20 protein-coding genes, 1 tRNA gene and 1 pseudogene are annotated in these 24,826 nt (G+C 46.1%); 11 read left to right on the plus strand and 11 right to left on the minus strand.

The features are described from left to right. Positions 1-195: 195 nt before the first annotated feature. A complete protein-coding gene (locus ACUVJL_RS36420) occupies positions 196-537 on the minus strand; it encodes a hypothetical protein (protein WP_445250267.1) in 342 nt (113 codons plus the stop codon). 276 nt (positions 538-813) lie between these two features. After that, on the minus strand, positions 814-1,008 hold the full coding sequence (locus ACUVJL_RS36425) for a hypothetical protein (protein ID WP_445250268.1): 195 nt from the start codon (positions 1,006-1,008) through the stop codon (positions 814-816). Between the two features lie 300 nt (positions 1,009-1,308). Here ACUVJL_RS36425 and ACUVJL_RS36430 point away from each other — a divergent pair, with 300 nt between their 5' ends. Then, complete coding sequence (locus ACUVJL_RS36430) at positions 1,309-1,701, plus strand: DUF423 domain-containing protein (protein WP_445250269.1); 393 nt, start codon at positions 1,309-1,311, stop codon at positions 1,699-1,701. A 48-nt stretch (positions 1,702-1,749) separates the two neighbouring features. Here the strand turns inward: ACUVJL_RS36430 and ACUVJL_RS36435 are convergent, their stop codons facing one another. Together ACUVJL_RS36435 and ACUVJL_RS36440 are read right to left on the minus strand one after the other, a co-directional pair. Then, positions 1,750-2,844 carry a hypothetical protein gene (locus ACUVJL_RS36435; protein WP_445250270.1) on the minus strand — a complete coding sequence of 365 codons (1,095 nt, stop codon included), beginning with the start codon at positions 2,842-2,844 and terminating at the stop codon, positions 1,750-1,752. Positions 2,845-3,303: 459 nt separating this feature from the next. Further along, positions 3,304-3,489, minus strand: a complete 186-nt coding sequence (locus tag ACUVJL_RS36440) for a hypothetical protein (RefSeq protein ID WP_445250271.1) — start codon at positions 3,487-3,489, stop codon at positions 3,304-3,306. Between the two features lie 241 nt (positions 3,490-3,730). Between ACUVJL_RS36440 and ACUVJL_RS36445 the strand changes: the two genes are divergently transcribed. The 3 genes and pseudogenes from ACUVJL_RS36445 (at position 3,731) to ACUVJL_RS36455 (ending at position 7,040) form a co-directional block, all read left to right on the plus strand. Continuing rightward, on the plus strand, positions 3,731-5,164 hold the full coding sequence (locus ACUVJL_RS36445; protein ID WP_445250272.1) for a phosphoglucomutase/phosphomannomutase family protein: 1,434 nt from the start codon (positions 3,731-3,733) through the stop codon (positions 5,162-5,164). Positions 5,165-6,046: 882 nt separating this feature from the next. Continuing rightward, a pseudogene (gene tnpA, locus ACUVJL_RS36450) lies at positions 6,047-6,455 on the plus strand (IS200/IS605 family transposase); the annotation flags it as partial. Positions 6,456-6,764: 309 nt separating this feature from the next. Beyond that, a complete protein-coding gene (locus ACUVJL_RS36455; protein WP_445250273.1) occupies positions 6,765-7,040 on the plus strand; it encodes a lipopolysaccharide assembly protein LapA domain-containing protein in 276 nt (91 codons plus the stop codon). Between the two features lie 14 nt (positions 7,041-7,054). Here ACUVJL_RS36455 and ACUVJL_RS36460 read toward each other — a convergent pair whose 3' ends face one another. The 3 genes from ACUVJL_RS36460 to ACUVJL_RS36470 form a co-directional block, all read right to left on the minus strand. Beyond that, positions 7,055-8,086, minus strand: a complete 1,032-nt coding sequence (locus ACUVJL_RS36460; protein ID WP_445250274.1) for a hypothetical protein — start codon at positions 8,084-8,086, stop codon at positions 7,055-7,057. A 154-nt stretch (positions 8,087-8,240) separates the two neighbouring features. Beyond that, a complete protein-coding gene (locus tag ACUVJL_RS36465) occupies positions 8,241-9,302 on the minus strand; it encodes a hypothetical protein (RefSeq protein WP_445250275.1) in 1,062 nt (353 codons plus the stop codon). A 553-nt stretch (positions 9,303-9,855) separates the two neighbouring features. Beyond that, entirely contained in the window at positions 9,856-10,530 is a 675-nt protein-coding gene (locus ACUVJL_RS36470) for an Npun_F0813 family protein (protein WP_445250276.1), read from the minus strand. Between the two features lie 1,354 nt (positions 10,531-11,884). Here ACUVJL_RS36470 and ACUVJL_RS36475 point away from each other — a divergent pair. The 6 genes from ACUVJL_RS36475 (at position 11,885) to ACUVJL_RS36500 (ending at position 17,365) form a co-directional block, all read left to right on the plus strand. Beyond that, positions 11,885-11,958: transfer RNA gene (locus ACUVJL_RS36475), tRNA-Arg, on the plus strand. Between the two features lie 345 nt (positions 11,959-12,303). Next, positions 12,304-13,935, plus strand: a complete 1,632-nt coding sequence (locus tag ACUVJL_RS36480) for a site-2 protease family protein (RefSeq protein ID WP_445250277.1) — start codon at positions 12,304-12,306, stop codon at positions 13,933-13,935. 221 nt (positions 13,936-14,156) lie between these two features. Further along, on the plus strand, positions 14,157-15,137 hold the full coding sequence (locus tag ACUVJL_RS36485; RefSeq protein ID WP_445250278.1) for an RNA-guided endonuclease InsQ/TnpB family protein: 981 nt from the start codon (positions 14,157-14,159) through the stop codon (positions 15,135-15,137). Further along, the gene (locus tag ACUVJL_RS36490) at positions 15,092-15,451 is read left to right on the plus strand and encodes a zinc ribbon domain-containing protein (RefSeq protein ID WP_445250279.1); all 360 of its coding nucleotides are present in this window, start codon (positions 15,092-15,094) and stop codon (positions 15,449-15,451) included. The genes ACUVJL_RS36485 and ACUVJL_RS36490 overlap by 46 nt, the downstream gene beginning before the upstream one ends. Positions 15,452-15,517: 66 nt before the next feature. Continuing rightward, positions 15,518-16,468, plus strand: a complete 951-nt coding sequence (locus ACUVJL_RS36495) for a PIN domain-containing protein (RefSeq protein WP_445250280.1) — start codon at positions 15,518-15,520, stop codon at positions 16,466-16,468. A 114-nt stretch (positions 16,469-16,582) separates the two neighbouring features. Beyond that, positions 16,583-17,365, plus strand: coding sequence for a hypothetical protein (locus ACUVJL_RS36500; RefSeq protein ID WP_445250281.1), 783 nt, complete (start codon positions 16,583-16,585; stop codon positions 17,363-17,365). A gap of 301 nt (positions 17,366-17,666) precedes the next feature. Here the strand turns inward: ACUVJL_RS36500 and ACUVJL_RS36505 are convergent, their stop codons facing one another. The 4 genes from ACUVJL_RS36505 to ACUVJL_RS36520 form a co-directional block, all read right to left on the minus strand. Then, on the minus strand, positions 17,667-20,675 hold the full coding sequence (locus tag ACUVJL_RS36505; RefSeq protein WP_445250282.1) for a UPF0182 family protein: 3,009 nt from the start codon (positions 20,673-20,675) through the stop codon (positions 17,667-17,669). 494 nt (positions 20,676-21,169) lie between these two features. Beyond that, a complete protein-coding gene (locus tag ACUVJL_RS36510) occupies positions 21,170-22,462 on the minus strand; it encodes a glutamyl-tRNA reductase (RefSeq protein ID WP_445250283.1) in 1,293 nt (430 codons plus the stop codon). A gap of 145 nt (positions 22,463-22,607) precedes the next feature. Continuing rightward, positions 22,608-23,645, minus strand: a complete 1,038-nt coding sequence (gene glpX / locus ACUVJL_RS36515) for a class II fructose-bisphosphatase (protein ID WP_445250284.1) — start codon at positions 23,643-23,645, stop codon at positions 22,608-22,610. 102 nt (positions 23,646-23,747) lie between these two features. Further along, complete coding sequence (locus ACUVJL_RS36520; RefSeq protein ID WP_445250285.1) at positions 23,748-23,978, minus strand: hypothetical protein; 231 nt, start codon at positions 23,976-23,978, stop codon at positions 23,748-23,750. Between the two features lie 164 nt (positions 23,979-24,142). Here ACUVJL_RS36520 and ACUVJL_RS36525 point away from each other — a divergent pair, with 164 nt between their 5' ends. Then, positions 24,143-24,760: a CP12 domain-containing protein gene (locus tag ACUVJL_RS36525; RefSeq protein WP_445250286.1), complete on the plus strand. Its 618-nt coding sequence runs from the start codon at positions 24,143-24,145 to the stop codon at positions 24,758-24,760. Positions 24,761-24,826 lie beyond the last annotated feature (66 nt).

The raw sequence follows: 24,826 nt of genomic DNA on the forward strand, positions 1-24,826 counted from the left end.
CGGCGCACAGCCGTATTCGCTGTCCCACAACGATAGCGCTCTTGACGGCAAGTGAGAACTGACACTCGATAATTGTTGAACAGCCTGAGAAATTGGACTGTCCCAACTGGTAATTCTCTCGTGCAACAGTGGCAAGGCCCAACTTCAAGAGTGCTTCAGGTATCCACGCCAATGTACTGTAACCGTATCCTACAGTCACGCCCGCGACCTCCCAGTTGTGATGGGGAATGTTGGTAAGTACGTTCTTTCAGTGTTTTGGCGAACGGTCTCGACTTTCCTCCTATGGTCGCCCGCGAGGACAATTCGTTCCGAGCGCGGGAGTTGTTGGATGTAAAGTTTCATTAATTGTTGTCGATCAGGTCGAGTGTCTTGTAATGCTTCGTAAACGCTTGGCCATTGACGGCGAAACACGCAAGATAATGATAAGTCGGCTAAACTTTGAGCTGTTCTAGTCAACAAGAGTGCATCCATTAACTCAAAGGTAGCATCTTGCGCTTTACGTAGATTGTTGTAGATGGCTTGACGAAACTCTTGCAACCATCGTCACAACATTATTCATAGCGGTCGATCGGGTTGGTGAGACTTCCCTATCTTCCGCCATCCGGGTCAACTCTGCTTGAGTTGACCCGGTATTTTTTTGCCGGTTGTTGGTTCTCTCATCCCTTCGATTGTGCTGTGGCGAGATCACTTTTGCTTGAGGGCGATCGTACTCTTTAGTCTAAACTCCAGTTACCTACCACGTTGTCGGCGTTTATAAGCACTCAAAGGTTTACCTGTTAACTCATACGCTGTTATAACAAAAGCCCTATATGACTATGGTTCAGGAACGTAAACGGTCTTAAGATAACGACCATCTATAGTTTGACCAATCGCTACGCGCGTACCTTCACGCCCCAAAGAATCCTCACCTGGCTTTCTCAATATATCCTCAACTTCTACCTCATTAACTCCCTGCTCATAGATATGAAGTAAATCTGTTTCAGGATCGATATAAAAGCGCAAATTCATACATTAATTATTTTTGTTAAACAGATGAACCCAAATATAAGATAGCCCAAAAAATCGCTTAGCACGGTTTATGGACATGAGGCTACTATAAGTTTAGCGTTCTGGTATAATTATGTTGGTGTGTCACTTACTCCTTAACGGCAACCATAAAGTAATGCGTTAAATCTAAGCTGTTCGGGATTTAAATTGTATGTCAAAAAACAATAAAACTCTTGTGGGGTGGGCGTCCCGCCCGCCCCGAATATGCAATTTAAATGCGCGACAGCTTAGGCACAAGCCAAGTAGAAAATACATTAAAATATGTCATCACTAATTTTAACCAGAATCTTCCTGGCAACCGCAGCCCTTTTCGGAGGTTTATCTGTCGCCGGCGGTGCTTTTGCCTCCCACGCTTTAAAAGATAAATTGACCGATCGAGCTTTAGCAATTTTTGAAACCGGCGCCCGCTATCAAATGTACCATGCCCTAGCTCTATTACTCGTCGCTTTACTCTTGAGCTACGCCCAAGAGTCTCAAACCTTTTTTGCAGTGGCTGGATGGGCTTTTATTGCCGGCACTATCATCTTTTCAGGGAGTTTATACGCCCTGAGTTTGACTGACATCAAATGGCTGGGTGCAATTACGCCCCTGGGGGGGGTTGCTTTTATTGTCGGTTGGGGGTGTTTGGCAGTCGCTGCTTTTAATTTTAAATAGGCAACTGGTAAATTTTGAGCCAATTGGCAATTGGCAATTGGCAATTACCTAATTGTCAAATACATCGCTGGAAAACATCTCAGTCACAGTACGCAAGTAAGGTACAAATACGGTTAAATCTTCAGCAGGAAGCCGATCGCATATTTCCCAAAACAAAATCAGCAGCATATCCTGCACTAACTCCCAACTTACATGAAGTTTGGGGTACAACATCACGCAAATTGGAAACAATTCTTGCTGTACCGGGCGAATACTACCTTCCAAAACGCACCAGCACAAATAGCTTTGAAAAATCTCGACATCCCGGATACCAGAAATTTTTATCTCCCGATCGCTCAAATATCCGCTGCTGCTGCGGTATCCTTGATGCTGGAAACTAGCCCGCTCGTAAACTGCACTAGCAATCTCAGTTGTATGCTGCCACAAATGCTGAACAGCTAATAGAGATCTGGAATTTGGGGACTGATTCGCCGCAGCCTCGTTAATCTCTCCGTAGGGAATGTGCAGGTAGTCGTCTACAATTTTTAAGTAGGGTGCAAATTCCGATCGTTCTGACTCCGAAAGACATCCTAACAAGATTTTGCTAGTGTATTGAAATTGCACCGTCACAAATCCCAGCACTAACGCATCAGTCTTTGAGTATTTCCGCCTCACTTGGATAATATCTTTTCCCACCAGCACTGACAAGCGAAAAATAGGTTCTCTCTCCGCGTAAGCGTCTATTGCTTTGCGATATAAGGTGCCAGAGTCAGCCACAATTTCTAAAGGATTAATTAAGCTCGGATCGATCCCGTGCCGCTCTATTTGTTCCCCTAAAAGAACTTCTACTCTATTCCAAGCTATCTCGCTGGCTAATTTCAGGCTATTTGTCAATTTGTCAACTATTTTAGCTCGATTTCCCTCAAAATTGGTTAACTCTGGGCTTGGGGGAATTTGGCGTGGCGCTTGGTTTTCTCGTGCCGCAACTGTACTGTAATATTTTTTGGCCCAGCTAACTGCGAAGGAAGAAACGCTGACGCCTTTAGCCTCTGGGAGTTTGTGAGTGTCCGATCCGGTAATACCCCTAGACGCCAGACTGTAGCCCTGTTGAATTTTGTCTGCTGTCGGTAAAGACTTTGAAGATACTTGTGAAATACCGGTCATGATAAACCTCGTTTTTTTATTAAGTCGCACCCGATCGATTCCCCTAATTTTTAACGTTGTTAACTACAATCTTCTGCATTTCTACGCTGACAGTCATCTGCCATTATGCTTAAAGATATAAGCCATTTGGCTCGCCTGCCTGCATCTTTTACAAGCTGCACGTTAATAACGTTATTTATTGTGCTATCGATCACCGTCACCCTGTGATCGCGATCCTAATTTTTGTTTGTGACCTATAAAGAGGGCTGGAAATAAATTTAATTTGTCTTAAAAGCTGAGAATTAAAGTCAAGTCTGCCTCAAAAAAACTGCTCTTTGAAATACTTTATCTTTGTTTTGGAGCGCTTAGGTCGATCGCCCTAATTTCTTAATGAAGCTAGGCTCAAGCACGATCGAGCGGTGACTTTTGTTAATTTATTTCCCTAGCTGAATTAGAAATCTATTTTGAGTCTGGCGATTGTTAGTAAACCCTAACAAGTTCCACTCTGGGCTTTTCTAAAGAAAGAATTAAATTTGAGATGAGCATCAGATTTATGTGCATTTCGTTAATGCCATTGCCAGCGGGGTTTTTTGTGATCAGTGTTTTAGCTTCCCCGTGAAGCGAAGCTATCCCGTAGGGAATCGCCCGCAATAGATCGTCGTCCATTCGATCGGCCAACTACCCTTCAAAACCAGAATTAGCGAGTGACTCGCCCCATCGATTCCCACATTTTGCCAACTCTGACTGGTTCGATCCCCCAGGCCGGAGGCAAAAGCCTGCCTCTACAACCATAGGATGAGGTAGATGCGGGCCCCACGGGCGATCGCTCCTCAAAAACAGCACGGCCAGTAGGTCTTTAAGGCTATGCCTTCGGGTAGGATTAATAGGACGAGAGGAAGTGGATAAAATGAGCGCTAGCAGCAATTCAACAGAAATCAAGTTCGGAACCGATGGGTGGCGGGGACTGATTGCCCATGACTTTACTTTTGCCAACGTGCGAAAAGTCACCCGGGCGATCGCCAGTTACCTAGAAACCGCTTACACCAAAGACCGTCCAGTTCTAGTCTCCTACGATACCCGCTTTCTGGCAGACGAGTTCGCCCGCACCTCAGCGGAAGTATTGGCAGATTTGGGATGGACAGTGAAAGTGGTCGATCGAGATTGCCCCACACCAGTCATCGCCTACAGCGCCAAGCATCTAAACTCTGCAGGAGCCCTGATGTTCACGGCTTCGCACAATCCCGCACCTTACTGCGGCATCAAATACATCCCCGACTACGCCGGCCCGGCAACCCCGGAAATTACTGATACAATTGTGGCCAATATTGCTGGTGCTTCTGATGCCCCAGCCAAAGGCAGCCACAACGATAAAATCTCCAGTTTTGACCCCAAACCCGAATATCTGAAGTTTCTTTATACTTTGATCGATGTGGAGCGGATTCGCTCTGCTAAGTTGAAGGTGAAGTACGACGCTCTCTACTCGACTTCTCGCGGCTATCTCGACGGGGTTTTGGAACACTGTGGCTGTGAGGTCGAAAGTTTTCACACCTACCGCGACGTGCTGTTTGGTGGCGGAATGCCGGAACCCAAGGGCGAACAGTTAGTTGAGTTGGTGGAAGCTGTTAAGAAGGATGCGGCGGATTTGGGTTTGGCTACCGATGGCGACAGTGATCGCTTTGGTATTGTGGACGAGTTGGGAAATGTCTTGACTCCAAACACCGTGCTGTTACTGCTGGCGCGTCACTTGGTTAAGAATAAAGGCTTGACTGGGGCGATCGTCCGTACAGTCGCAACTACCCACTTGCTGGACAATTTGGCCGCCAAGTACGGTTTAACAATCTACGAAACCGCAGTCGGTTTTAAGTACATCGGCGAAAAAATGCGGGAAACGGCGGTGCTCATCGGTGGCGAAGAGTCTGGCGGTTTGAGCGTTTTGGGTCACATTCCCGAAAAAGACGGGATTTTGGCTGATATGCTAGTTGCTGAGGCGATCGCCTATGAAGGCAAACCGCTTTCTCAGCTAGTCGAAGAAGCCATTAAAGAAGCCGACGGTCCCCTGTACAACAAACGCTTGGACTTGCACCTAGAAGAAGCCCACAAAGCAGCCGTTTTGGAATCTTTTACCAAGAATCCCCCCAAAGAAGTAGCAGGTATTGGCGTTAAGGAAATCGGCCGCAAAGACGGGATTAAACTTTATCTGGAAGACGGCGGCTGGGTACTGCTGCGCCCTTCGGGAACCGAACCCTTAATGCGCGTTTACATGGAAACAAATTCTGTGGAAAAAGAAACCCAAGTTGCCGAACACATGGAAAAGGTAATTTCCCAGTTAGAACCTGTGTGACATACTCCCACACTCACCCTTCGGGTGAGTGAGGGCTTCTGTGGGACTCCTCTGTGAGGACATTGACCACAGCTAAAATACTCTTGACTGGTACGGTTTGGATTTACAGCTATTACCTTCAGCTTTGCGTAGGAAATTAGGTGCGGCAATCCTCTCATTATCTGAGGTGACAATAAAATCAATCAACCCTAGGTCAAAGCCTACAATATTGTTTGCATCAAAATCAGGTTTGATTGTTGGAAGTGTTTTGTTATCAAGACTCAGGGTTAAATAGTAGCCGTCTTACTTCTTGGTAATAGTAAGAGTCTTGATTTCAAATCCCTTAGGTATTTGAAGATGAATAATTACCTTTATATTCCCAATTTTAGACAGCGTAATTTTCAGGCAAACAAAGTGATTCTGCTTGAATTGTGGATATGTAAAAGTCTTGTATTGCCTTTTGGTTTTAAATCTATGTCTCCCTGAATTTTTACTATTATAGTCAACCTTTAACCATTTTTCAAAAGCTAACTCGACTTTTTTAGGTACTTATTTTAACACCTGAGAATGAATAGCTTTATACCAAGGTCTATCAATTTTGATATCAGTCAACGTTGCTTGCTGACTAAACCTATTGGGCTGAGATTTTAACTTAGGAATGTGACAAACAACAAGCGAACATCTGCCAATAGAGCAACGATTTTGCTCGTACTAATCAAACCTTTGAGCAAGCTAATAATTATATTGACAACGCAGCCTATCTAATGTGTTGTACATAATGATTGCTTGCTCTTTAGTCGGTTTTAATGGTATTGATAAGATGTTCTCACGCTGCCTTTTTTTACCAGAATCGGTGTGACTATTTTAATCTACACCAATTTAACTCGAAGTGCAGCAACGATTGTGAAGAATGCTTTCGGCTCTAAAGGTCGCTCTGTCAGCGACTTAAAAGTCCATTTGGTATTAGTGACCAAATATCGGCGTAAAGCCTTTACTAACCTGATGTTGACTCGCTTGCAGGTTGTCATGGAATAATTGCTAATCAAGTGGGATTTTAAGCTGATTGAATTTAGCGGGGAAGAAGATCACGTTCACCTACTCTTTCAATATCACCCAGACGTGGAACTGAGGAAGCTGGTAAATAATCTGAAGTCAATTTATTCTATAAAAATTCCTCAAGAATTTGCGGCTCATGACGGAAAAGTTTTACTGGAAGGATGTATTCGGGAGTAGTTCTTATTTTGTCTCAAACTGTGGGGGGGTAAGGGTATCTACGCTTCGCAAATATATAGAAGCACAACATTCTCCCAGTGAAGCCACTGTATATTTGTTCGTTGACGACAACATCCGATTCCTCCGTGCTTCGCACATCAGGAACCGGATTGTCGTCAACTCACGCGAATTCATCACAACACTTACCCAAAGGGTAAGTGTGAGACTTCTTCTGTTCTAGTTAAAATTAGAATAAAAAATTTCGTAATTTTTCCCGCCTCTACTTGACTTTTACCCTCATCTTGTGGTATATTATTCAATAATTGGAGGGTAAAAAAATATTATTTTTAGAAATGTTTAAATTATTAAATAATAATATCAGTTAGATAACTAGCCGATCAACGCGTTTATGAAAACAATTCCTCTGCTCGCCATTAGTTTTTTAGTAGCAATTTTAGCAAGCGCGATCGGCATTATCTCAGTGCAGAACGCCGCGCCAGTATCCTTAAACTTTATCTTTTTTCAATCGATACAAATGCCCGTAGGAGTAGTATTGGCAATGAGTATGAGTGCAGGACTGATCGGAGGTGCGCTACTACAACCGTTGTGGAACCTTTCAGATTCCCAAAACTCGCGTCCTAAATTTCAGGTAAATCCAGAAGAATCCGACACCGTACAATATTAACTAGATTTGATCCCTTAGAGGGAATACACCTGACCGTCAATCAGCAATCGAGTAATTCCCTTAGCTACCAAATAAGGCGCGGTTTTTTGCAGCATACTGCCGTCAGGAATCTTGAAAACCCTTTGATTGCGAGTAGCAAATCGGCGGGCCACCCGGTGATTGTCAAACACTGCCAGGGTTTTCTCGCGAATTTCCGCCGCTGGAATTTGACCGAGTTCACCAAAAGCTTTTAGAGGTCTAGTGATTAACTCCGCCCCCCGATCGACCACCAAATAACAAATTTTCGGAAGAGATGCTTCGCTTAAAGGCAAAACTTGAATCAGCCCTGTACCCCGAAGCTCGATCGAGTCGCCCGACGATATTGAACCCAGCAGGCTGCCTTCAAAAATAGAGTCTTCATCCTCTAAATCTTCGTCGAAGTCGTCCTCTAAATCGTCTTCATCCTCATCCTCATCCTCATCCTCATCCTCATCCTCATCCTCATCCTCATCCTCATCCTCGTCCTCATCTTCCTCGAAATCGCTAAAATTTTCACCTGCCAGCAGCCCTTCTGCTGGCAGCATTGCCTTTAGTTCACCAGTCACAACAGCGCGGTCGCTCCGATCGGCCTTCTTTGCTGCTTGGACATCTGGCAAATCAGAAACATCCAAATTCGACTCTACAGTTCCTGGAATTTCGAGTTCTGCAACTGGTTCAGGGGCTGATCCAGAACGCTTTCGGATCGTCGGTCTCGAATTTGAGGCTGACGGAGGCCGGGGGGCTGACTCCGACAGGGGGACACCTACAGGAGCGGTTTCGCCATCGGCCGACGACTCAGTAGTCCTCTCTGTCGGTTCAGAAACACTGGTGCGATCGGACAAACGCTTTTGTTTTTGCTGGACTAGAAATTCGTATTCCGGCTCCGACAAAGCCCCCTGAATGATGCGCCTCACAGTGGAACTGCTCACTCCGTAGCGCTTTGCCAAAGTGATAGTATTCTCGTTTGACTGTCGGTACAGCCTGATGAGTTCGCGTTTGTCTGAATCGGAGAGTTTTGTAGGCGTCATGCCAAGTTTTCCAGCAAAAAGACGTGAAAAGACGCAGGCTAGCAGTCAGCGAACTGTGATTTTTCATTTTCGATTTCAAACTCACAGATGCCGACAAGGGCAAAAAAGCTTTCGCGTCCCCATCGCTTGCCAAACCAACCCCAATCTCAAATCGCTACGCTGCGCGACGACTGCGCCTGCTCTGGCGAGAACGGGTTGAGATGTCATGTTCCAAGATAGCTCCAATTCCGAACAGGATGGCGCTGAAAACAAAAAAGACTTCCAGCAAACTGCCGCTTTGATAACTACCCTCAGCCTGAGTATCGCGCCATTTAAAGTACATATCTGCGATGTAAAGCGAAAAAGTTGCAGCCGCAATCATCCTCCAAGATTGGGAAAAACGTCCTCCCCAAAACGCCAGCAGCAGTGCAGTAGCAATAATCAGCAGAAAAACGTCCCCGACGATGTAAAACAAATTGATTGCATTTTTGTAAGGCGACAGTTGTTTGTCAAGTGCCATCACCCATGCGGGAGCTTTGATTTCTGCTGCTTCTTCTTCTTCTTCTGCTGATTCAGCCTCAGTCGCTGCTGCTCCTTTTGCCTGTAACTTGGACGAATTGTCCAAAGCAGGCGCTTTTCCTTTGGCAGCGGTTGCTGGTGGAGATCCTGTCACTACTTCCTGAGTGGGTGCTGTACCCATTCCTAGCTGTGCTCTCCAAGAGTCAGGTGCAGCAACCCAGATAGCTACAGCAATCCCGAAGGCTGCAATTCCCGCTAACAAACCCCACTGCCAAATTTCTAGATTCAGCCGCTTGGAAGTCACAGCTATAACCATGCCCCCGATCAACACTACATAGCTGCCCAGATAAAACGCATCTGCAGGAGACACGTCCGGGTCTAACTCGAAATAGAGTTCCCAAATCCCGAACAGCACGCCCCCTAGGAAATAGAACAGCATCCCCAGACCAATGCCCAGCCAGACGTTGCGCCCGCTGACCATGTGCGGGCTTTGCCAGTTTCTAAAACAGACTAAAGCCGCTCCCAAGTATGCTCCGCATTCAAAAATATAAGTGCCGATCGAGTACCAAAGAGGTAAACCCTCTTCTACTGAAAAGGGGACGCTGAACAGCAAAAAGAACAGCAGCGCCATTACAGCCCAGACAATGCCCGCAATCACTAGGGTCTGAGCTGACAGTAAAGATGGAGATGTAGATGACTTTTCTGAAGTACTACTCATAGGGATTCCACGAGACCTAACTAGCGGTTGAACGCACCCCATCTCAATCTTTGATTGTCGATGAGGATTCTTTCGCAACAGAACCTTTGTCTGACGCTCCCGGAAAAACTGGCGTCTTCAGCGTGTCCTTGGGACTTTTGCCCTTGTACACTCTAGAAAGACTAAGCAAGAATAATATCTATTTACTAATTCAAGGAATTAGTCGTTAGTCGATCTTTGGCCCGGAAATTAATGATAGAAATACGGTATATGTCTCCACCCTTAAGGCTTTTACAGTACCCAATCTATCTCTGAAATTATACCCTCAAATGTTGCGGGCTCTCTTTTTTTGCTTCCGCGCTCCCCCATTCATATCAATGATTATGGGTGGGGGAGTGCGATCGATCGAAATTTAGTTAAATTGCCAGACATTAAGTGGCTTCCAAACCGACTCAACAATTTTGTTGCTTAATACACGTTGGTAATCCAACCTGTATATCACGTACCCCCTACAGTGCAATTATCTGGGCTCAATTATCTCGGTCCAATTGTCTGAGCAATTGTCAAAGATTTTCTATGCTGCGATCCACAACTTGTTGAGGGCTGATTGTTTCAGCCAATCTAGAAACTGAGTGCGATCAGGTGCTGGCATATCTTGCAGCACATCGCTCACTCCCTCAGCGAAGCCCGTATCGCCAAAGTATGATTTGCCCAAACGGTGGAGTTCTTGCAATAATGTCTTGAGATGCTGCTCTTGCCAAGGGGGCGCCTTGTGATTTTGCAAGGGACTAACGGTTAGCCAATTTTTGATCGCATCAGGGGAGTCTGCCTGGGGGAAGTTTCCCTGCTGAAATACCTTGGCGATATCTTTCTGAAACGATGCGGCTTGCCTTGCGCCTAAGAGGTCTTCTACATCGAAGTAAACAGCTTGGAGGAGCAGCAGACAAGCCTGCGCGAACAGCGGTGCTTTGGCTGCTTCATTACCTGCCGGTTCTTCACCGGCAAGCTGATCTAAACGGACTTTTCCCCAGACGCTATATCGATCCGGCTCTTCTAGCAGAACACAGGCTTTGCCTCGGTTGTCGGTTAAGTCCCGCCACAAGGCTCTGGCGTCTTCTGCTTGCTTGCCGTTGAAGGCGCTGATCAGGCGAAAAGTCTGCCCCTGATAATTGAGAATGGGAATTTGTTGATCCCGTTTTGGGTGTTGAAAATTGGTTATTTCAACATCCTGCCGTTTCAGAATAAACATGACACTGCGATTTGACTCCTGTCATGGCCGAGGTGCTGTGCTTTTGACACTCCCCATGCCTAAAGGCGAGGGGATTCTTGATTCAGCGAGTCCACTTAAATTAGCAGGATTGCTCCCGATCACCCAGAGATGGTGCTCTCCTCAAGCGTTCCGATACTTTTTTGCTAACAAACGCTAACAAATATCCAAGCTGAGATTGTCTCTCTGCTTTGGCGTATCAATCAATGCACGAAGGAAAATCCCCCGCGCACAGTTTACAACTGCTGTACTGGCAACGCTTGATTTTCGCGCTCGTGCCGAGCGGGCGATTGACTGTGTTGCTTTGATGCCGTAGAGGAAGCTTATATAGAGGCTCCATACCATCAAGGATTTTCACCTGAGTCTTTCAATCCTAGTTCTACCACATTTTTATCAAATATCAAGTCGAGCCGAATGTTAGCAAACATAACTAAATATCAGCAAATTAGTCATCCTGGCTCAACTCATGCCTAAAATCAGGGAACGATCTCTGGTTTTTCGGTAATGGGGTCAGCGTTTTAGGCTTTACCACTATCGAATGTTAACATAACCAATAGACATCCCCGAAAAAGCACCTGTTACTCTTGTCCTGTCTGAGATCGGTCTTAATTTCTGGAGACATCCGATCGACAAAATATTTGGGTTTCAACTCGACCTCTAAATACCTTACATTAGTTCACGTCCTCCCTAGTTTTGATTGTAAATTTAAAATTGTGCTGTTTGCAGGTGAGTCCCGACAGCTTTTGTCAGATACAGGAAGAGGACGCACAGGCACTCTCATCACCTTGGTTCTTTTCCCCCATCGCGCTCCACGCCGTATTTTCCTACATCAAACCGGTTTCTGCGTAAGTCATAAAAAAAACTCGGTAAGTGGAAAACTGGCGTCCCAAAGAGGACCCGCCCGGGAAACGACCCTTCGGCTACGCGAGCGGGCATCGCCCGGGCGGTTGAAACCGCCGTGAATCTTCTCCTATAATCAGGGTGCGAGTAAGAATAATCAACTACGTGTTGAACCATTCCTAGTAGGGAGAGATTCCCGCGAAGCACGTAAGTGCATAGAAGCAGAACACAAAAAGAGCAACTAATGGCAGGGTGGGGAGCGTACCGGATTGGCTAGTGTTGAGCTCTCAAAGCGATTTGAAAATAAAAGTAACCCCAATAGCAATACCTCTGGGTAGTTGTTTTGAGCGTCAGGGCATCTTGACAATGCCTTTGAAGATTGCAAATATATTCAAGAATGGAGCGTGTGTTCAGACCGCTTGAGTGTCAAAACATAATTTACTTGCTCGATCGCACACTGCACCGATAGAATAATGTTGTTAGCGATTTTTGAGTTGGGTGCGTAACTCAGTTGGATAGAGTAGCTGCCTTCTAAGCAGCGAGTCGCAGGTTCAAGTCCTGCCGTACCCGTTACACAAACTTAATGATATCAAGGGTTTCAGCACTTTTTTACCGAAAAGGAGAGAGCGGTTGAAATCTTATTTGCTTCGGATTGGTTTCGGATTCGGGCCTTTGAAACAAATCCTTGAAAAAGCCCCGCCTGCCAAACTCGGGCCAATCTTCCCTAGGACGGGCGATCGACACTGCTACCCTTCTGAGTATATGTTTGCCACAGCCGATGTGGTATCATAAAAAGTCTATTGTGTCAATAGCCAAGCGCCGGCGATGTTAAAACAGCACCAGCAGCCGGTTGTGGGCCGAGTAGCCCTCAGGGGTTATCCTTAGTAATCAGGCTAGTTTCCGACAGGTTTGGATATGTTCCCAACAACTCTATTTCATATTCCCCAAAATTTAATGCTATTACTCGACCGCAGCGCGATCGACCGATTAAAGCCCCTATTCGCGCAAGCAAGCGGAATGCCTATAGTTGCATCGGAAAATACGGCAACAATTGCGCTCGTATTGGTTGCTCTGGGAATTCTGGGTTGGGGATTTTATCGCGCCAGACCTTTTGGCAAACTGGGAATTTTGGCTTGGTTGCAGTCTGTTGCGCTGATGAGTCCCTGGTTGCTGTTCTTTGGTTTGTTCGCCGCCGGGATTTACCTCAATCTAGTTGCGGTATTGTTGCTGCTGGTGGCATCCACGGGATTATACATTTATCTGGGTCGGCAATTGCGTAAGGCTGCATCCGATGCAGTGCTGCGATCGCGCCCCGATGCTGCTGAGGTAAAGTCCCAAAGCGATGCTGTCTCGGCCCATGACTCGCAGCCGACACCAGCCAAAGAAACCATTAAGATCGTCACCTCGTCGCCTGGGAATAATGAATCAGAAATAATTCCCGTTCCAGTTGAAGACCTCAAGGCAATTAAAGGCATCTTTGGCATTGATACTTTCTTTGCCACGGAAACGATTCCCTATCAAGATGGGGTGATATTGAAAGGCAATCTCCGAGGAGACCCAGAACAAGTACACTCACGTTTGACGGCAAGTTTGGCAGAAAAATTAAACGATCGCTACCGCCTATTTTTAGTAGAAAATCAGGACGAGAAGCCAGTAGTTATTATCTTGCCCAGCACCAACGACCCGCAGCCAACTAACCTATCTCAAAAAATCCTAGCAGTCGTGCTGCTGCTGGCAACAATTGCTACTAGCTTAGAGACAGGCGGTTTGCTGCTAGGTTTCGATTTCTTTAACTCGCCGGGTCGATATCTCGAAGTTCTGCCAATTGCGGCGGGAATTTGGGCGGTTTTAGGCTCTGGCGAAATTGCTCGCCGAGTCCTGGCAAATCGGTACAAGGTTCGCTTGAGTTGGCCGTTTTTTATACCAACTTTGCAGATAGGTTGTTTTGGAGCGATCGACCGTTTTGAGTCGCTGCTGCCCAACCGTAAAGTTTTGTTTGATATCGCTTTTGCCGGGTCAGCCGCTGGGGGAATAGTTTCTCTGCTAATGCTGGTAACGGGTTTGCTGCTGTCTCACCCGGGGAGTTTGTTTCAAATTCCTGCAGAATTTTTCAAGGGATCGGTTTTGGTGGGAACTTTGGCAAAAGTGGTTTTGGGTACCCGCTTGCAGCAGCAGATTGTTGACGTTGACCCGCTGGTAGTTATCGGTTGGTTAGGCTTGGTAATAACGGCGATTAATTTGATGCCGGCCGGACAGTTGGACGGGGGTAGAATCATGCAAGCCATCTATGGTCGGAAAATAGCAAGTCGCGCTACTTTGGCGACGTTTGTGGTGCTGGCGATCGCTTCTTTAGTTAATCCTTTGGCTCTGTATTGGGCGATCGTGATTGTGATTTTACAGCGGAATCTGGAGCGGCCGAGCCTCAACGAGCTGACTGAGCCTGACGACGCTCGCGCAGCTTTGGGTTTGCTAGCTTTGTTCTTGATGATTGCTGCGCTGTTGCCGTTGACTCCGGCAATGGCTGGTCGTCTGGGAATTGGGAACTAACAGTAGCCAGGTGTCTTTGGTAATAGGCTCTAGGGTTGCGGTAAATTATTGGAACATAGGAATTGAGCGATCGAACTGGGGAACTGAAGGGCGATCGGGTTCCTAATTACCAAAATTTTGGGGTGAGAGCCTCGCCCATAAGCGGGCGACTTTAATTAATCTTAAGAAACCCCTTGAGGATTTGTAGGGCAGCTGTATACTGAGTCAAGGGGGTGAAGCAAGTGTTTAATTTGACGTTGGAATTTAAGTTGAAGCCCACAGCGACACAGATAGCAGTTTTTGAAGACTCGCTAGAACAGTGCCCGAAGGTATACAACTCGGCCTTGAAAGAGTGTAAAGACTGGTACAACTCACGCAAATGTCAAATTAACTCTTGCTCCAAAAGCTCCGAGTACATTATTCCTGCTGACGGGCCCTTACCGACCTATTCAAGTCAGTGCAAGGCTTTAACAACATACAGGAAAACCAGCCCCGCACTGCTGCGAGTAAACGCGGCCCTACTGCAACAAACGCGTTTGAGGTTGGAAAAAAGTTTCGTCAGTATGTGCGAGCAAAGCCAGGGGTTCCCTCGGTTAAAAAAAAAGGGAGCTTTGAGGTCTTTCAACGAACCGCAGTTGGGTACAACTTTCCATCAAAGCAACCGATTTAAACTGCCTGTAACTGGCTGCATAAAGTTTTGGCAGGAGCGCCCCATCCCCCAGGGCGAAATCGTCAAACAAGCTCGCGTAGTTAGACGGTCTACTGGCTGGTACATAATGTTGACATTGCAATGGGATGTCTCGATTCCCGATACAATTCCTCACGGCAATCCCGTAGGAATTGACATAGGGTTGACTAATTTGGTTGCAACTTCTAACGGGCTTTTAATTAAAAAAACTAGCTTTTTTGCTGACGCAGAATGCAAGCTTAAATTGTTGCCAAAGCGCGTTACTCGAAAAATACTCGGCTCGAACAACCGGAAAAGAGCTTCGGAAAAAGTCGCATTGCTGCATGAATACCTTGCAAACTATCGAAAAGATTGGCATCGCAAGTTGTCACATCAAATCTGCGATAACGCAGGGATAGTGTTTCTCGAAGACCTTAATCTGGTCCGATCCAAAGCGGGGATGTTAGCCAAGCACTGCTTAGATGCTGGGTTTGGGAATTCTTCAATATATTGGAGCAAACTTGCTTTAAACGCGGTGTATATTTCCAGAAAGTAGACGCCAAAAAGACGAGCCAGATATGTCCTAGTTGCCTTAATGAAACAGGCAAAAAAGAGTTATCAGAACGAGTTCATTCGTGTCACCATTACGCCTACACAACCGACAGAGATGTCGCAGCCGCACAAGTAGTTCTCAAGCGAGGGCTTGCAGCCGTAGGGCATAGGGTCAAGATGCACCGCATGAGGGTAAATTCATGGGAATCCCTGCGAAGCAAGAATCCCCACGCCTTCAGGCCCGGGAGTGTCACTAATTTCCAATTAAGCTCCCCGCCCTGGGCAATTTCTCTCTTACCAAAAGTTGATTTTTTATAACCCAAAATTTGTTTAAACTTGATCGATTAAGTTTAAATAACTTATCTGAGCCTATAGGATAAATTCATGGCTAATCAACTTCCTCCTCTATTGGTAACTTTTGATACAGATGTTTTAATGGCTGGCAGAACTCAAGTGTGGCAAGAATATGCCAAGGTGGGAACTTGCTATATCCCGGAAGTAGTGTACGACGAAATAGATCGTCTCACCGACGAAGCGGTGGAATCGGCCATCGAGCAAGTAGCTAGGGAGTTTATGCGCTTTTTTGCCGACAGCGGCTGGATTGCAACAGACGCTCAAGAGACGCACCGCGCTCTCGAACCTTCGATCAAAAATCAAAGCAAGCAAGCAATGCTTGTGGTGGCGACGGCTCAGTGCGTTTACGGTTTGGCTCAGGAACACCCGGAGGCCTTGGTGATTTTTGTTTCCAACAGCCAGCCTCTGCTGAAGCGGCTGGCTTCTGTGGGGACTACGAATCTCTGCGGGATTACCGGGGCGATGCTGTTAAATTGGGCCAGGAAAGGGGAACGCCCGCCGGCGGCGACTCAGCAATTGCAAACTTTGATGCGGACCCTCGCCGAACGCAAATCGAGTCAGCGCTCTAACAGCCGAATTCAGGATGCTGCTGTAGGCAAAACGGGGGCTTCTGCTAGCGAGTTAACGGGGACGCCCGGCACTTCTGATTTGAAGTCGTCCAGCAGTTTTACTAAAACTAATAAAACGGGTTTGACTCAGAAGCGCAGTGCGAGTTCGCGCCCCAAAACGCCGCCCCCCACTCGCGAGGATGAGAGAGATTACGAGCCGGCTGTATATCGCAGGACACATATTACACCTCCGAAAAAAAGGAACAGCGGTTTTCTCTCTACTGTGTTCAATTTTTTGGGAGCGTTATTTTTCTTGACGGTAGCGGTAGGTATTTTGTGGCGAGTGTTCGATGTTAGGGGCTTTAGAAAGACTTTTGTGCCGGCTCTACCGCAGCCTGTGCAACAATTTGTTAAGTCTATCGACCCTAAATAATCTGATTTTTTGAAAATTCAACCTTCTGAGGTAGCTGATTTGCACCTTCGGAAACGGGGATAGCACGCTTGGTTAACAAATCGGTTCGCTCCCCTAAATATAGCGGTAAGCTGCTTGTGGCGCACCCTAGGATTAGAATTTCTGGTCTTAGTCCGCTGGGAATTTTCAACGGCTACTATCAAAATAGAAGATGAACGCTTTACTTTACCGCTCCAAAAATCTATCGCCATGCTGAACTGGAACGCAATAATTAGTGGATTAGCACTGGCTGTTGCGGGTTTTGCTTATGCTTTAGTATTTTTTGTTCTTCTTCCCTTCAGACAGTACGATTATGCAGCACCACTTGGGGCAATAGCAATGGCGATCGCCCTTACTATAGCTATGAATTGGCTACTATCTGCATCGTTGCTAACTGGGTGGAGTTGGGTTGCTGTATTATTTGGTTTTCAGGTAGCCCTCATGTTTTTTGGTAGCGTGTTTCTGGAAGATGGGCTGTACCTGCCAAATTTGTTGTTTTTTGGAACTATGTGCGTAGGGTATGTGAGCGTTTATACCAGTTTTTCACAACAAAAAACACTGGTAATTGTGGGCTTTTGTACGGTATTTTTCCTAGCTTCAATGTACTTATCTTTGATTGGCGGCTATGTGCTCAAAGGCAAAAATCCGTTTCATGGTTCTTCTACCAAGATGCTGCCGCTGTTGAATCAAAGGGTAGAAATTATCACCGACAATCCCAAACAATTGTATTTGAATGGCAAAACTGGCGAGCTCACGCATATTGACCGTTATGAGGTGACAGTGAAACTAGATTCTGGAGGAGACGAGAGATTGATGTGGCGCTATGTCGATGTTTGGTGGCAGGATATCAAGGCTGCTAGCGAACAGAAATCGCAGTAATTTATATCGTTTCCGGTTGCATCGGAATAATAAAATCGAGTCAACACTTAACACTCAACCATTCAGTTTTTCGACCCGGAGTCAACAGTCAATCGATTTTAGATTTTAGATTTTAGATTTTAGATTGAAGCCTTGACCCCACGGATAAATTCGGGGGCAAGTTTCATCGGATACAGGTTTTTTATTTCTGGGTCCTGAGTCTGCGAAGGAATGAATCCGGGGGCTTGTATCATGGACGCTTTTGGTCAACAGTCAACGGTCAACAGTCAACAATTCCGGAGGAGTGCAACCGGAATTGATATCATTCACTCTTTAAAGCTGGTTCAGTTCCTTCTACAGGTCGCACAATTGCTGGTTTATTGGTAGATTGTTTCTGAAAAAGTGCCTTGAGTGCCAAGTCAAGATTTTCTGCCATGACGATGCGGTTTTCGTAGGCAGCAATAACTCTGATTAAAGTTGGCAAACTATTGCGTTCGGCTTCTAAGTAAAGAGGTTCGACATACAGTAAAGATTGTTCTATGGGAATTACTAATAAGTTTCCTTGGAGTGCTTTGGAACCCTGGCGATTCCAGAGAGATATTTGTTCGGAAATAACGGGATCTTGGTTAATTAAAGCTTCTATTTGTTCCGGACCGTAAACTAATCGCTGTTTGGGGAACAGATACAGCAGCAATTTTCCGTAATCGCCACCATCCGAGCGCCCTGCAATCCAAGCAATTAAATTGTTGCGACTTACTGGTGTAAATGGGAGCAGCAAAATAAATTCTTCTGCTGTTTCCGTTGGCAGTTTCGTAATCAAATAATACGGTGCTACGGGCTGCTGTTCGCTGCCATAAATTTCATTGGGAACTCGCCACAAATCCTCCCGATTGTAAAATACTTGCGGGTCTTCCATATGATAAGTTAGCAAGCGTTCTGATTGAATGCTCAACAAGTCTACTGGATATCTGATATGTTTGCGGAGAGCCGGAGGCATTTTGTCAAGGGGTTTGAAGAGCCCGGGAAAGATAGCAATCCAACTGTTAATAATCGGATCGGAGGGATAGGCAACGTAGAAGTCAACAGACCCGTTGTAGGCATCAATCATTACTTTAACGGAGTTGCGGATGTAGTTAAACTCATGATTTCCCGGGTCAGAATACGGATAGCGATCGCTCGCTGTATAGGCATCGATAATCCAGTAAAGATAGTTGGGAGATTTATCAGTAGCCGAGGGTGAAGGTTTAATCTCGTTGCCATTTTCATCTTTTTCTTTTTCTATATCGTTATTGGTAAGATTGGCGTTTGCTGCTACTAAATACGGGTCGGAATCGTAGCGCAAAAAAGGAGCTATCGCCCGGACTCTTTTGTTAATATTTCGGCGGTACAGCAATTTAGTTTCTGGCGTAAAATTGCGCGTCAGCGCCATTTGCCAATTTTTGAGATAATTAGCAAACAGCCAGCGCCGCCACATAGAACCGATCGCTATTCCGCCCCTACCGCTGTAAGTATTGTAAACATTGTCTTCGCCGCTGGGATAGTCGAATTCTTCGACTTTTGTGGGCGTCATCGCGTCTGTATCGGTGATTTCGCCGTAGTAAATTCGCGGGTAGCCGATCGGAATACTGGCCCGAATTTGATCGCTGGTTATTGCCAAAGCAGTCTCTCCTTTCTGGGCTGCTACTCCAATATCTTTGACAAAATAATCGGGTAAACCGCCGACACCGACTGTATTTACCGGAGAAAGAGTAAAGCCGTAACCGTGAGTGTAAACCAGGTGCTTGTTCACCCAAGTTTGAGCTTCGGGGGCAACTGCTGTGTAATCTAATTCCCGCGCTGCCAGAAACACTTGTTGGCTTTCAGCATCTCCCTTTTTTGCTTTTTCATTTTTGATTGTGTAGCGCTCGATATCGGCATCAGGAAAGGTATAATAGGGTCTGATTTGCTGTAACTGTCGGTTGGTTTGCAGCAGTGGCAGCTTGTCCCACAGCCGGATGTTGCTAATAGTAAGTTGATTTTTTTTTAAGTCTGCATAAGTAAGTTTTCCGGCGGGATCAAAAGTTTTTATGTCTATTTTTTTGAGGTCAAAGGCTTCTTGAGTAAAGGCAATACTGCGCTGAATGTATGGCTTTTCTCGTGCTAATTCGTTGGGTTTAACTAGGAGTTGCTGCACAATTGTTGGCAGCAGCCAAGTTCCCAAAAAACTTAAAGTTAGCCACGCTAAAATAATCTTTTTTATGAGTTCATTTTTAATGTTGAATGGGTAAACCTGGCACAGCATCAAAAGTGCGATCGCCCCCGCCAAAATACTCAAAAATCCATAGCAGGGCAGCCGCACCGTCACGTCAGCATAATTTGCCCCGTAAGTAACGTCTCCCCGCGAATACAGCAATGCGTAGCGCCCCAGCCAGTAGCGGAATGCGGCGGCTAGCATTGAAGCTGCACCCAACCCGTACAAGTGCCGCTGCTGCGATCGAGAAAACCCCAAAAATCTACCTTGACTCAGGCTATTTCCAGACAGCAAATATGTTAAAGCACAAGATACTAAACTGTACAAAAATACAACTGTCAGCCACAAGCCTAGCAAATCTAAGATTGGCAAAATAAAGACATAAAAGCTTATATTTTGATTAAAAAGAGGGTCGGTTGCGTTAAAATTAGTAGGGTGAAAATATTGCAAAACATTTGTCCAGCGACTGGCGGCAATCAGCCCGATCGCCAAACTGAGAAAAAGGGCGATCGCCTGCAGCCAAAAATCCGGCTTAATTGCCACAGCTAAAATTGTCCCCAGCAGCAAGCCCAACGGCCACCAGTGAGAAAATAGCTGCACCGATATTTGCTGGATTGACTCAATTCCCAACTGCACGGGCGGTGCAGGCAAATTTCCAGCTATACCGAAATAGGTGAGGCTGTTTGCAGCTAACAGCCCGCAGTGAATTACTGTCAAAGTTGCGATCGAACTCAATCCGAATACCGCCAACAGCAGCCAGGAAAAAGTTATTTGGGATTTAGCAACAGGTAATTCGTAATTCTTCCCCGTTTTGTTCGCCCTCAGTGAAGCAAATAGCGCCCCCGCAACCGGCGATTTCATTTCCTCTGTGGGATGTTGCAGGCGGCGGGCTAAAGCCAAATTTCCGAGCAAAAAGACAGAAGAAACAGCAATTGCGATCGCCCCCAGCAACCCTTGAGTTTTCAGCTTTAATAGAAAAACCTGAAGATATCCAACTTCCTGAAACCAGAGAATTTCTGCCACAATGCGGGAGGCAAACTCAACAACCAGCCCTAGCCCCGCAATCAGTAGGATTATTTGATAAATTCGCCTATTAGTCATTAGTTATTAGTCATTAGTTATTAGTTATTAGTTATTGGTTGAATGATAACTGATATCAGGTTCGAGCAATTTACCCTCCCGAATGATGCTTTTGCAGCAAGGGTTGGAGGCATTTTTATTCATGGTAATTGACCGGACATAATATGACTCCTGCTTTCGGGTCAACGGCTAATATCATGTCCGATCGATTAACCATAATATCCCGGTCGGGGCGGGTTTTTGAGATGGTCAATTATTGGCAGGTAAGCTGCTACGCATCTAAATTTAATACAGAGACGGGCAGGATGCCCATCCCACAATAATTATAGAAAAATTGACTGTCTAAATTAGATGCACAGCAGCTTATTGTTGGTGAACCCGCCCCTACAAAAATCCCGGTCGCTCTACCGGACATGATATAACTGCTTTCCTGTGAACTGTCAACTGTCAACTGACTAATGACTAATGACTAATGACTAATGACTAATGACTAATGACTAATGACTAATGACAAACTAGCTGTACTGCTGATTGACATCCACATCCAAATTAAACAGTGTTTGCAAAGTTTGCATCGCTTGCCGCCGCGCCTCAATATCCTGCTGAGCGCGCAACTGTACCATCGGATCGTGCAAAATCTTATTCACAATGCCCCTTGTTAAAGATTCAATCACATCTTGATGTTTCTCCGAAAATTCCGAACCCAGACGCGATAAAGCTTTTTCTAACTCTTGTTCCCGAATCAATTCTATCTTATCCCGCAAACAGCTAATAGTAGGAACAGTTTCCAGACTGCGCCACCAGAGATCAAAAGCCTCTACTTCCTGTTCCAGCAAGCCCTGAGCTTCCATTGCCATTTTGCGACGGCTTTCGTGATTTTGAGCTACCACTGCTTTCAAGTCGTCCACATTAAACGATCGCACATTAGCGAGTTCGTTGGCATCCGATTCTACGTTGCGCGGCACAGAAATATCTACCAACATTAAAGGGCGATTCGGGTCTAAAACCGCTTCCAATTTAGCTTTATTTAACAGAGGATCTGTAGCTGCGGTACTGGTAAAAACCAAGTCAGAACTGGCAATTACCTGCATCATTTCCGAGAGCTGATACAGATGCAATTCAGCATCTTTAAACTGACCGGCCAACTCCAGGGCGCCCCGCACAGAGCGGTTGACGATCGAAATATGGCTAGCTCCTTTTGAGAGCAAATGCTGCACCAAAAGCCGCGACATTTTGCCAGCACCGATAATCGCAATTTTGCTGCTTGCTAAATGCTGACCCTTCATTTGAGCCAATTCTGCCGCCGCCGAAGAAATCGAAACCGCACCGGTACCGATGCTAGTTTCCGTGCGAACTCGCTTCCCTGCTGTGAGAGCTTGCTTGAACAAGCGCTCTAAAATTCTGCCTACACCTTTGTACTGCTGGGCGAGTTTGTGAGTTTGTTTCACCTGAGCCAAAATTTGTCCTTCTCCGAGCACCAAACTGTCGAGGCCAGAAGCCACTCGCATCAAGTGCATCACCGCATCTTCGTGCAGCAAAATAAACAGGTGAGGGCGCAAAGACTGTAAAGGAACTTTACTGCATTCGGAAAGGAACTGCATCACCTCCCGCACACCCGGCTCGGACTCGCTGGTAACAATATAAATTTCTAAACGGTTGCAAGTGCTGAGGATTGCAACCTCTTGAATGTGGGGGTAGCCGCGCAATTGGGCGATCGCCGCTTCAACTTTTTGTTCTGGAATGCTAAGTTTTTCGCGAACTTCTACCGGCGCTGTTTTGTGGCTGAGACCTACGACTGCAATATTCATATCTGTGATTTGTCACTATTTCTTTCTTAGTTGTTAACAGTCACCTGTTATTAGTTCTTAGTTTATCGCTAATTGCTAATCACTGGTGACTGTTAACCGTTAACTGTTAGTGGTTAACATTTAACTGTTAACCACTAACTAATCACTAATTCAATTGCAAAGATCTCGGCTGGTCAAACATATGGATTGTATCCACAAACCGAGCTGTTTTCGACTGAGAAGAAATTACCAAACTTTCAGTGCGAGCGCCGCCGCCAAAGAATCGAACTCCATCCATCAGCGTTCCGGGAGTAATCCCGCAAGCTGCAAACAGAACTGTTTCTCCAGATGCCAACTCTTCAGCATTGTAAATCTTGTCCGGGTCGGTGATGCCCATGTCTTTAAGTCGAGCTATATTGCTCTCTTTGCTTTCACCGATCAAACCTGTTTTTACAACAGCCGGATCGTAAATTAACTGCCCTTGGAAGTGACCGCCCAAGCAGCGCATTGCTGCTGCTGAAATCACACCTTCGGGTGCTGCGCCAATACCCATAAGTGCGTGGATGTTGGAACCAGAAAACGCGCAAGAAATTGCTGCAGAAACGTCGCCGTCGCTGATCAGCCGAACTCTTGCACCCGCTTGCCGAATTTCATTAATTAAACCTTTGTGCCGATCGCGATCCATCACGACGACCACCAAATCTTCAATACTGCGGCCGAGACAATCAGAGATAATTTTGAGGTTTTGGGTTGGCGTTTTGCGAATATCTACATGATTCTTAGCAGCCGCAGGAGCAGCCAATTTGTTCATGTAGAAATCCGGTGCCGCAAACAAACCACCTTTTTCAGAGATTGCCAAAACTGCCATCGAACCGTTTTGACCGTAAGCCACCAGGTTAGTACCTTCGCAGGGGTCAACAGCGATGTCAATTTCGATCAATTCATCTAGGTTGCAGACATCTTTGGCATCTTCGCGGGTACAAATACCTACTTGTTCGCCGATGTAAAGCATGGGTGCGTCATCGCGCTCGCCTTCGCCGATCACGATGCGGCCGCGCATATGAATTTTGTTCATGCGCTCCCGCATGGCTTCTACAGCCACTCTGTCAGCTTCATCTTTTTCGCCTTTGCCCATCAAGCGAGCGGAGGCGATGGCTGCCTGCTCAACTACTTCGATGATCTCTAAACCGATTACATTGTCCACGAACTAGATCCTCCCAACTGCTGATGCGTGCCTTGTGCTCTTTTGCACTCCCAGCAATCAAGTTTATCAGAGGCGGGGATCTGTGCGAGCGCAAGCAGTTGCTTAGTTTGTGTTAACTTTTACTTCTTTGAGACTGGGGCTAGAAAATCTGGGCCCAACCAGCTCAAGGATCGATCGCCCCAATGCTTCACTCTTGCTTTGCCGCACGCAGGCTGACGCCTCTGCAAGCGCTTCCTCGCGGGATCGTCCGGTTCCGTCTGAGCGATCGGCTGTTTCAGGCAACTTGTCATCGCGAGTGCCGTTAAAGGTTTTATGATTAGTTTGCGATCGCACGATTTCTCAGAAACCCGGTGGCTGACTGGATTTATCGTTACTAAACCCCATATTTTCCTATAATAAACCGGGTTTCTGAGCGTAAGTCCTAATGATGATGGCAAATCAAATGGGCTGCCCCAAATCGGGACGCACTAGACTTCATAAGCGGGAAGCAATAAAAAATGATGATGAAAGCCCAAGATATTATGACAACAGAAGTTGTTACCATTCGCGGTTCGGCAACTGTAGCTGAAGCAGTGGCGATGATGAACGAACTGTGTTTGCGCGCGTTAATTGTGGAACGCCGCCACGAACAAGACGCCTACGGCATTGTCACGGAAACGGATATTGTTTACAAAGTAGCAGCCTACGGAGTAGACCCGAAAAAAGTCCGTGTTTTCGAGATTATGACCAAACCGTGCATCACCGTGAATCCCGACTTGGGCGTGGAATACGTGGCGAGGTTGTTCGCCAATACCCGAATCCGCCGGGCTCCGGTGATTAAAGACAAACTGCTCGGCATTATTTCGGTAACGGATATCTTGACAAAAAGCGATTTTGTCGAGAAGCCGAAAAGTGTTTTATTTGAGGAAGAAATCGAAGAGGCGATCGCGGAGGCCAGAACTATCTGTGCCGAGAAAGGCGCTACTTCTAGAGAGTGCGCGGTAGCGTGGGACATTGTAGAGGAAATGCAGGCTGAGGCTTCTCACCAGCGATCAATCAAGCTTGACAAAACGGCTTTTGACGAGTATTGCGAGGAAAATCCCGAAGCTGCTGAAGCGCGGATGTACGAGAGTTAATTTAGTTATTAGTCATTAGTCATTAGTTATTAGTTATCAACTGTTATTTAGGGATTGATAACTAAT

The organism is Microcoleus sp. OTE_8_concoct_300 (assembly GCF_031383065.1).
Classification (GTDB): Bacteria; Cyanobacteriota; Cyanobacteriia; order Cyanobacteriales; family Microcoleaceae; genus Microcoleus.

What these genes read in the sequence shown, in the direction of transcription:
- ACUVJL_RS36425 (WP_445250268.1), bottom strand. Translation starts at nt 1,008, where the DNA reads ATGAATTTGCGCTTTTATATCGATCCTGAAACAGATTTACTTCATATC.
- ACUVJL_RS36430 (WP_445250269.1), top strand. Translation starts at nt 1,309, where the DNA reads ATGTCATCACTAATTTTAACCAGAATCTTCCTGGCAACCGCAGCCCTT.
- ACUVJL_RS36435 (WP_445250270.1), bottom strand. Translation starts at nt 2,844, where the DNA reads ATGACCGGTATTTCACAAGTATCTTCAAAGTCTTTACCGACAGCAGAC.
- ACUVJL_RS36440 (WP_445250271.1), bottom strand. Translation starts at nt 3,489, where the DNA reads ATGGACGACGATCTATTGCGGGCGATTCCCTACGGGATAGCTTCGCTT.
- ACUVJL_RS36445 (WP_445250272.1), top strand. Translation starts at nt 3,731, where the DNA reads ATGAGCGCTAGCAGCAATTCAACAGAAATCAAGTTCGGAACCGATGGG.
- ACUVJL_RS36455 (WP_445250273.1), top strand. Translation starts at nt 6,765, where the DNA reads ATGAAAACAATTCCTCTGCTCGCCATTAGTTTTTTAGTAGCAATTTTA.
- ACUVJL_RS36460 (WP_445250274.1), bottom strand. Translation starts at nt 8,086, where the DNA reads ATGACGCCTACAAAACTCTCCGATTCAGACAAACGCGAACTCATCAGG.
- ACUVJL_RS36465 (WP_445250275.1), bottom strand. Translation starts at nt 9,302, where the DNA reads ATGAGTAGTACTTCAGAAAAGTCATCTACATCTCCATCTTTACTGTCA.
- ACUVJL_RS36470 (WP_445250276.1), bottom strand. Translation starts at nt 10,530, where the DNA reads ATGTTTATTCTGAAACGGCAGGATGTTGAAATAACCAATTTTCAACAC.
- ACUVJL_RS36480 (WP_445250277.1), top strand. Translation starts at nt 12,304, where the DNA reads ATGTTCCCAACAACTCTATTTCATATTCCCCAAAATTTAATGCTATTA.
- ACUVJL_RS36495 (WP_445250280.1), top strand. Translation starts at nt 15,518, where the DNA reads ATGGCTAATCAACTTCCTCCTCTATTGGTAACTTTTGATACAGATGTT.
- ACUVJL_RS36505 (WP_445250282.1), bottom strand. Translation starts at nt 20,675, where the DNA reads ATGACTAATAGGCGAATTTATCAAATAATCCTACTGATTGCGGGGCTA.
- ACUVJL_RS36510 (WP_445250283.1), bottom strand. Translation starts at nt 22,462, where the DNA reads ATGAATATTGCAGTCGTAGGTCTCAGCCACAAAACAGCGCCGGTAGAA.
- ACUVJL_RS36525 (WP_445250286.1), top strand. Translation starts at nt 24,143, where the DNA reads ATGATGATGAAAGCCCAAGATATTATGACAACAGAAGTTGTTACCATT.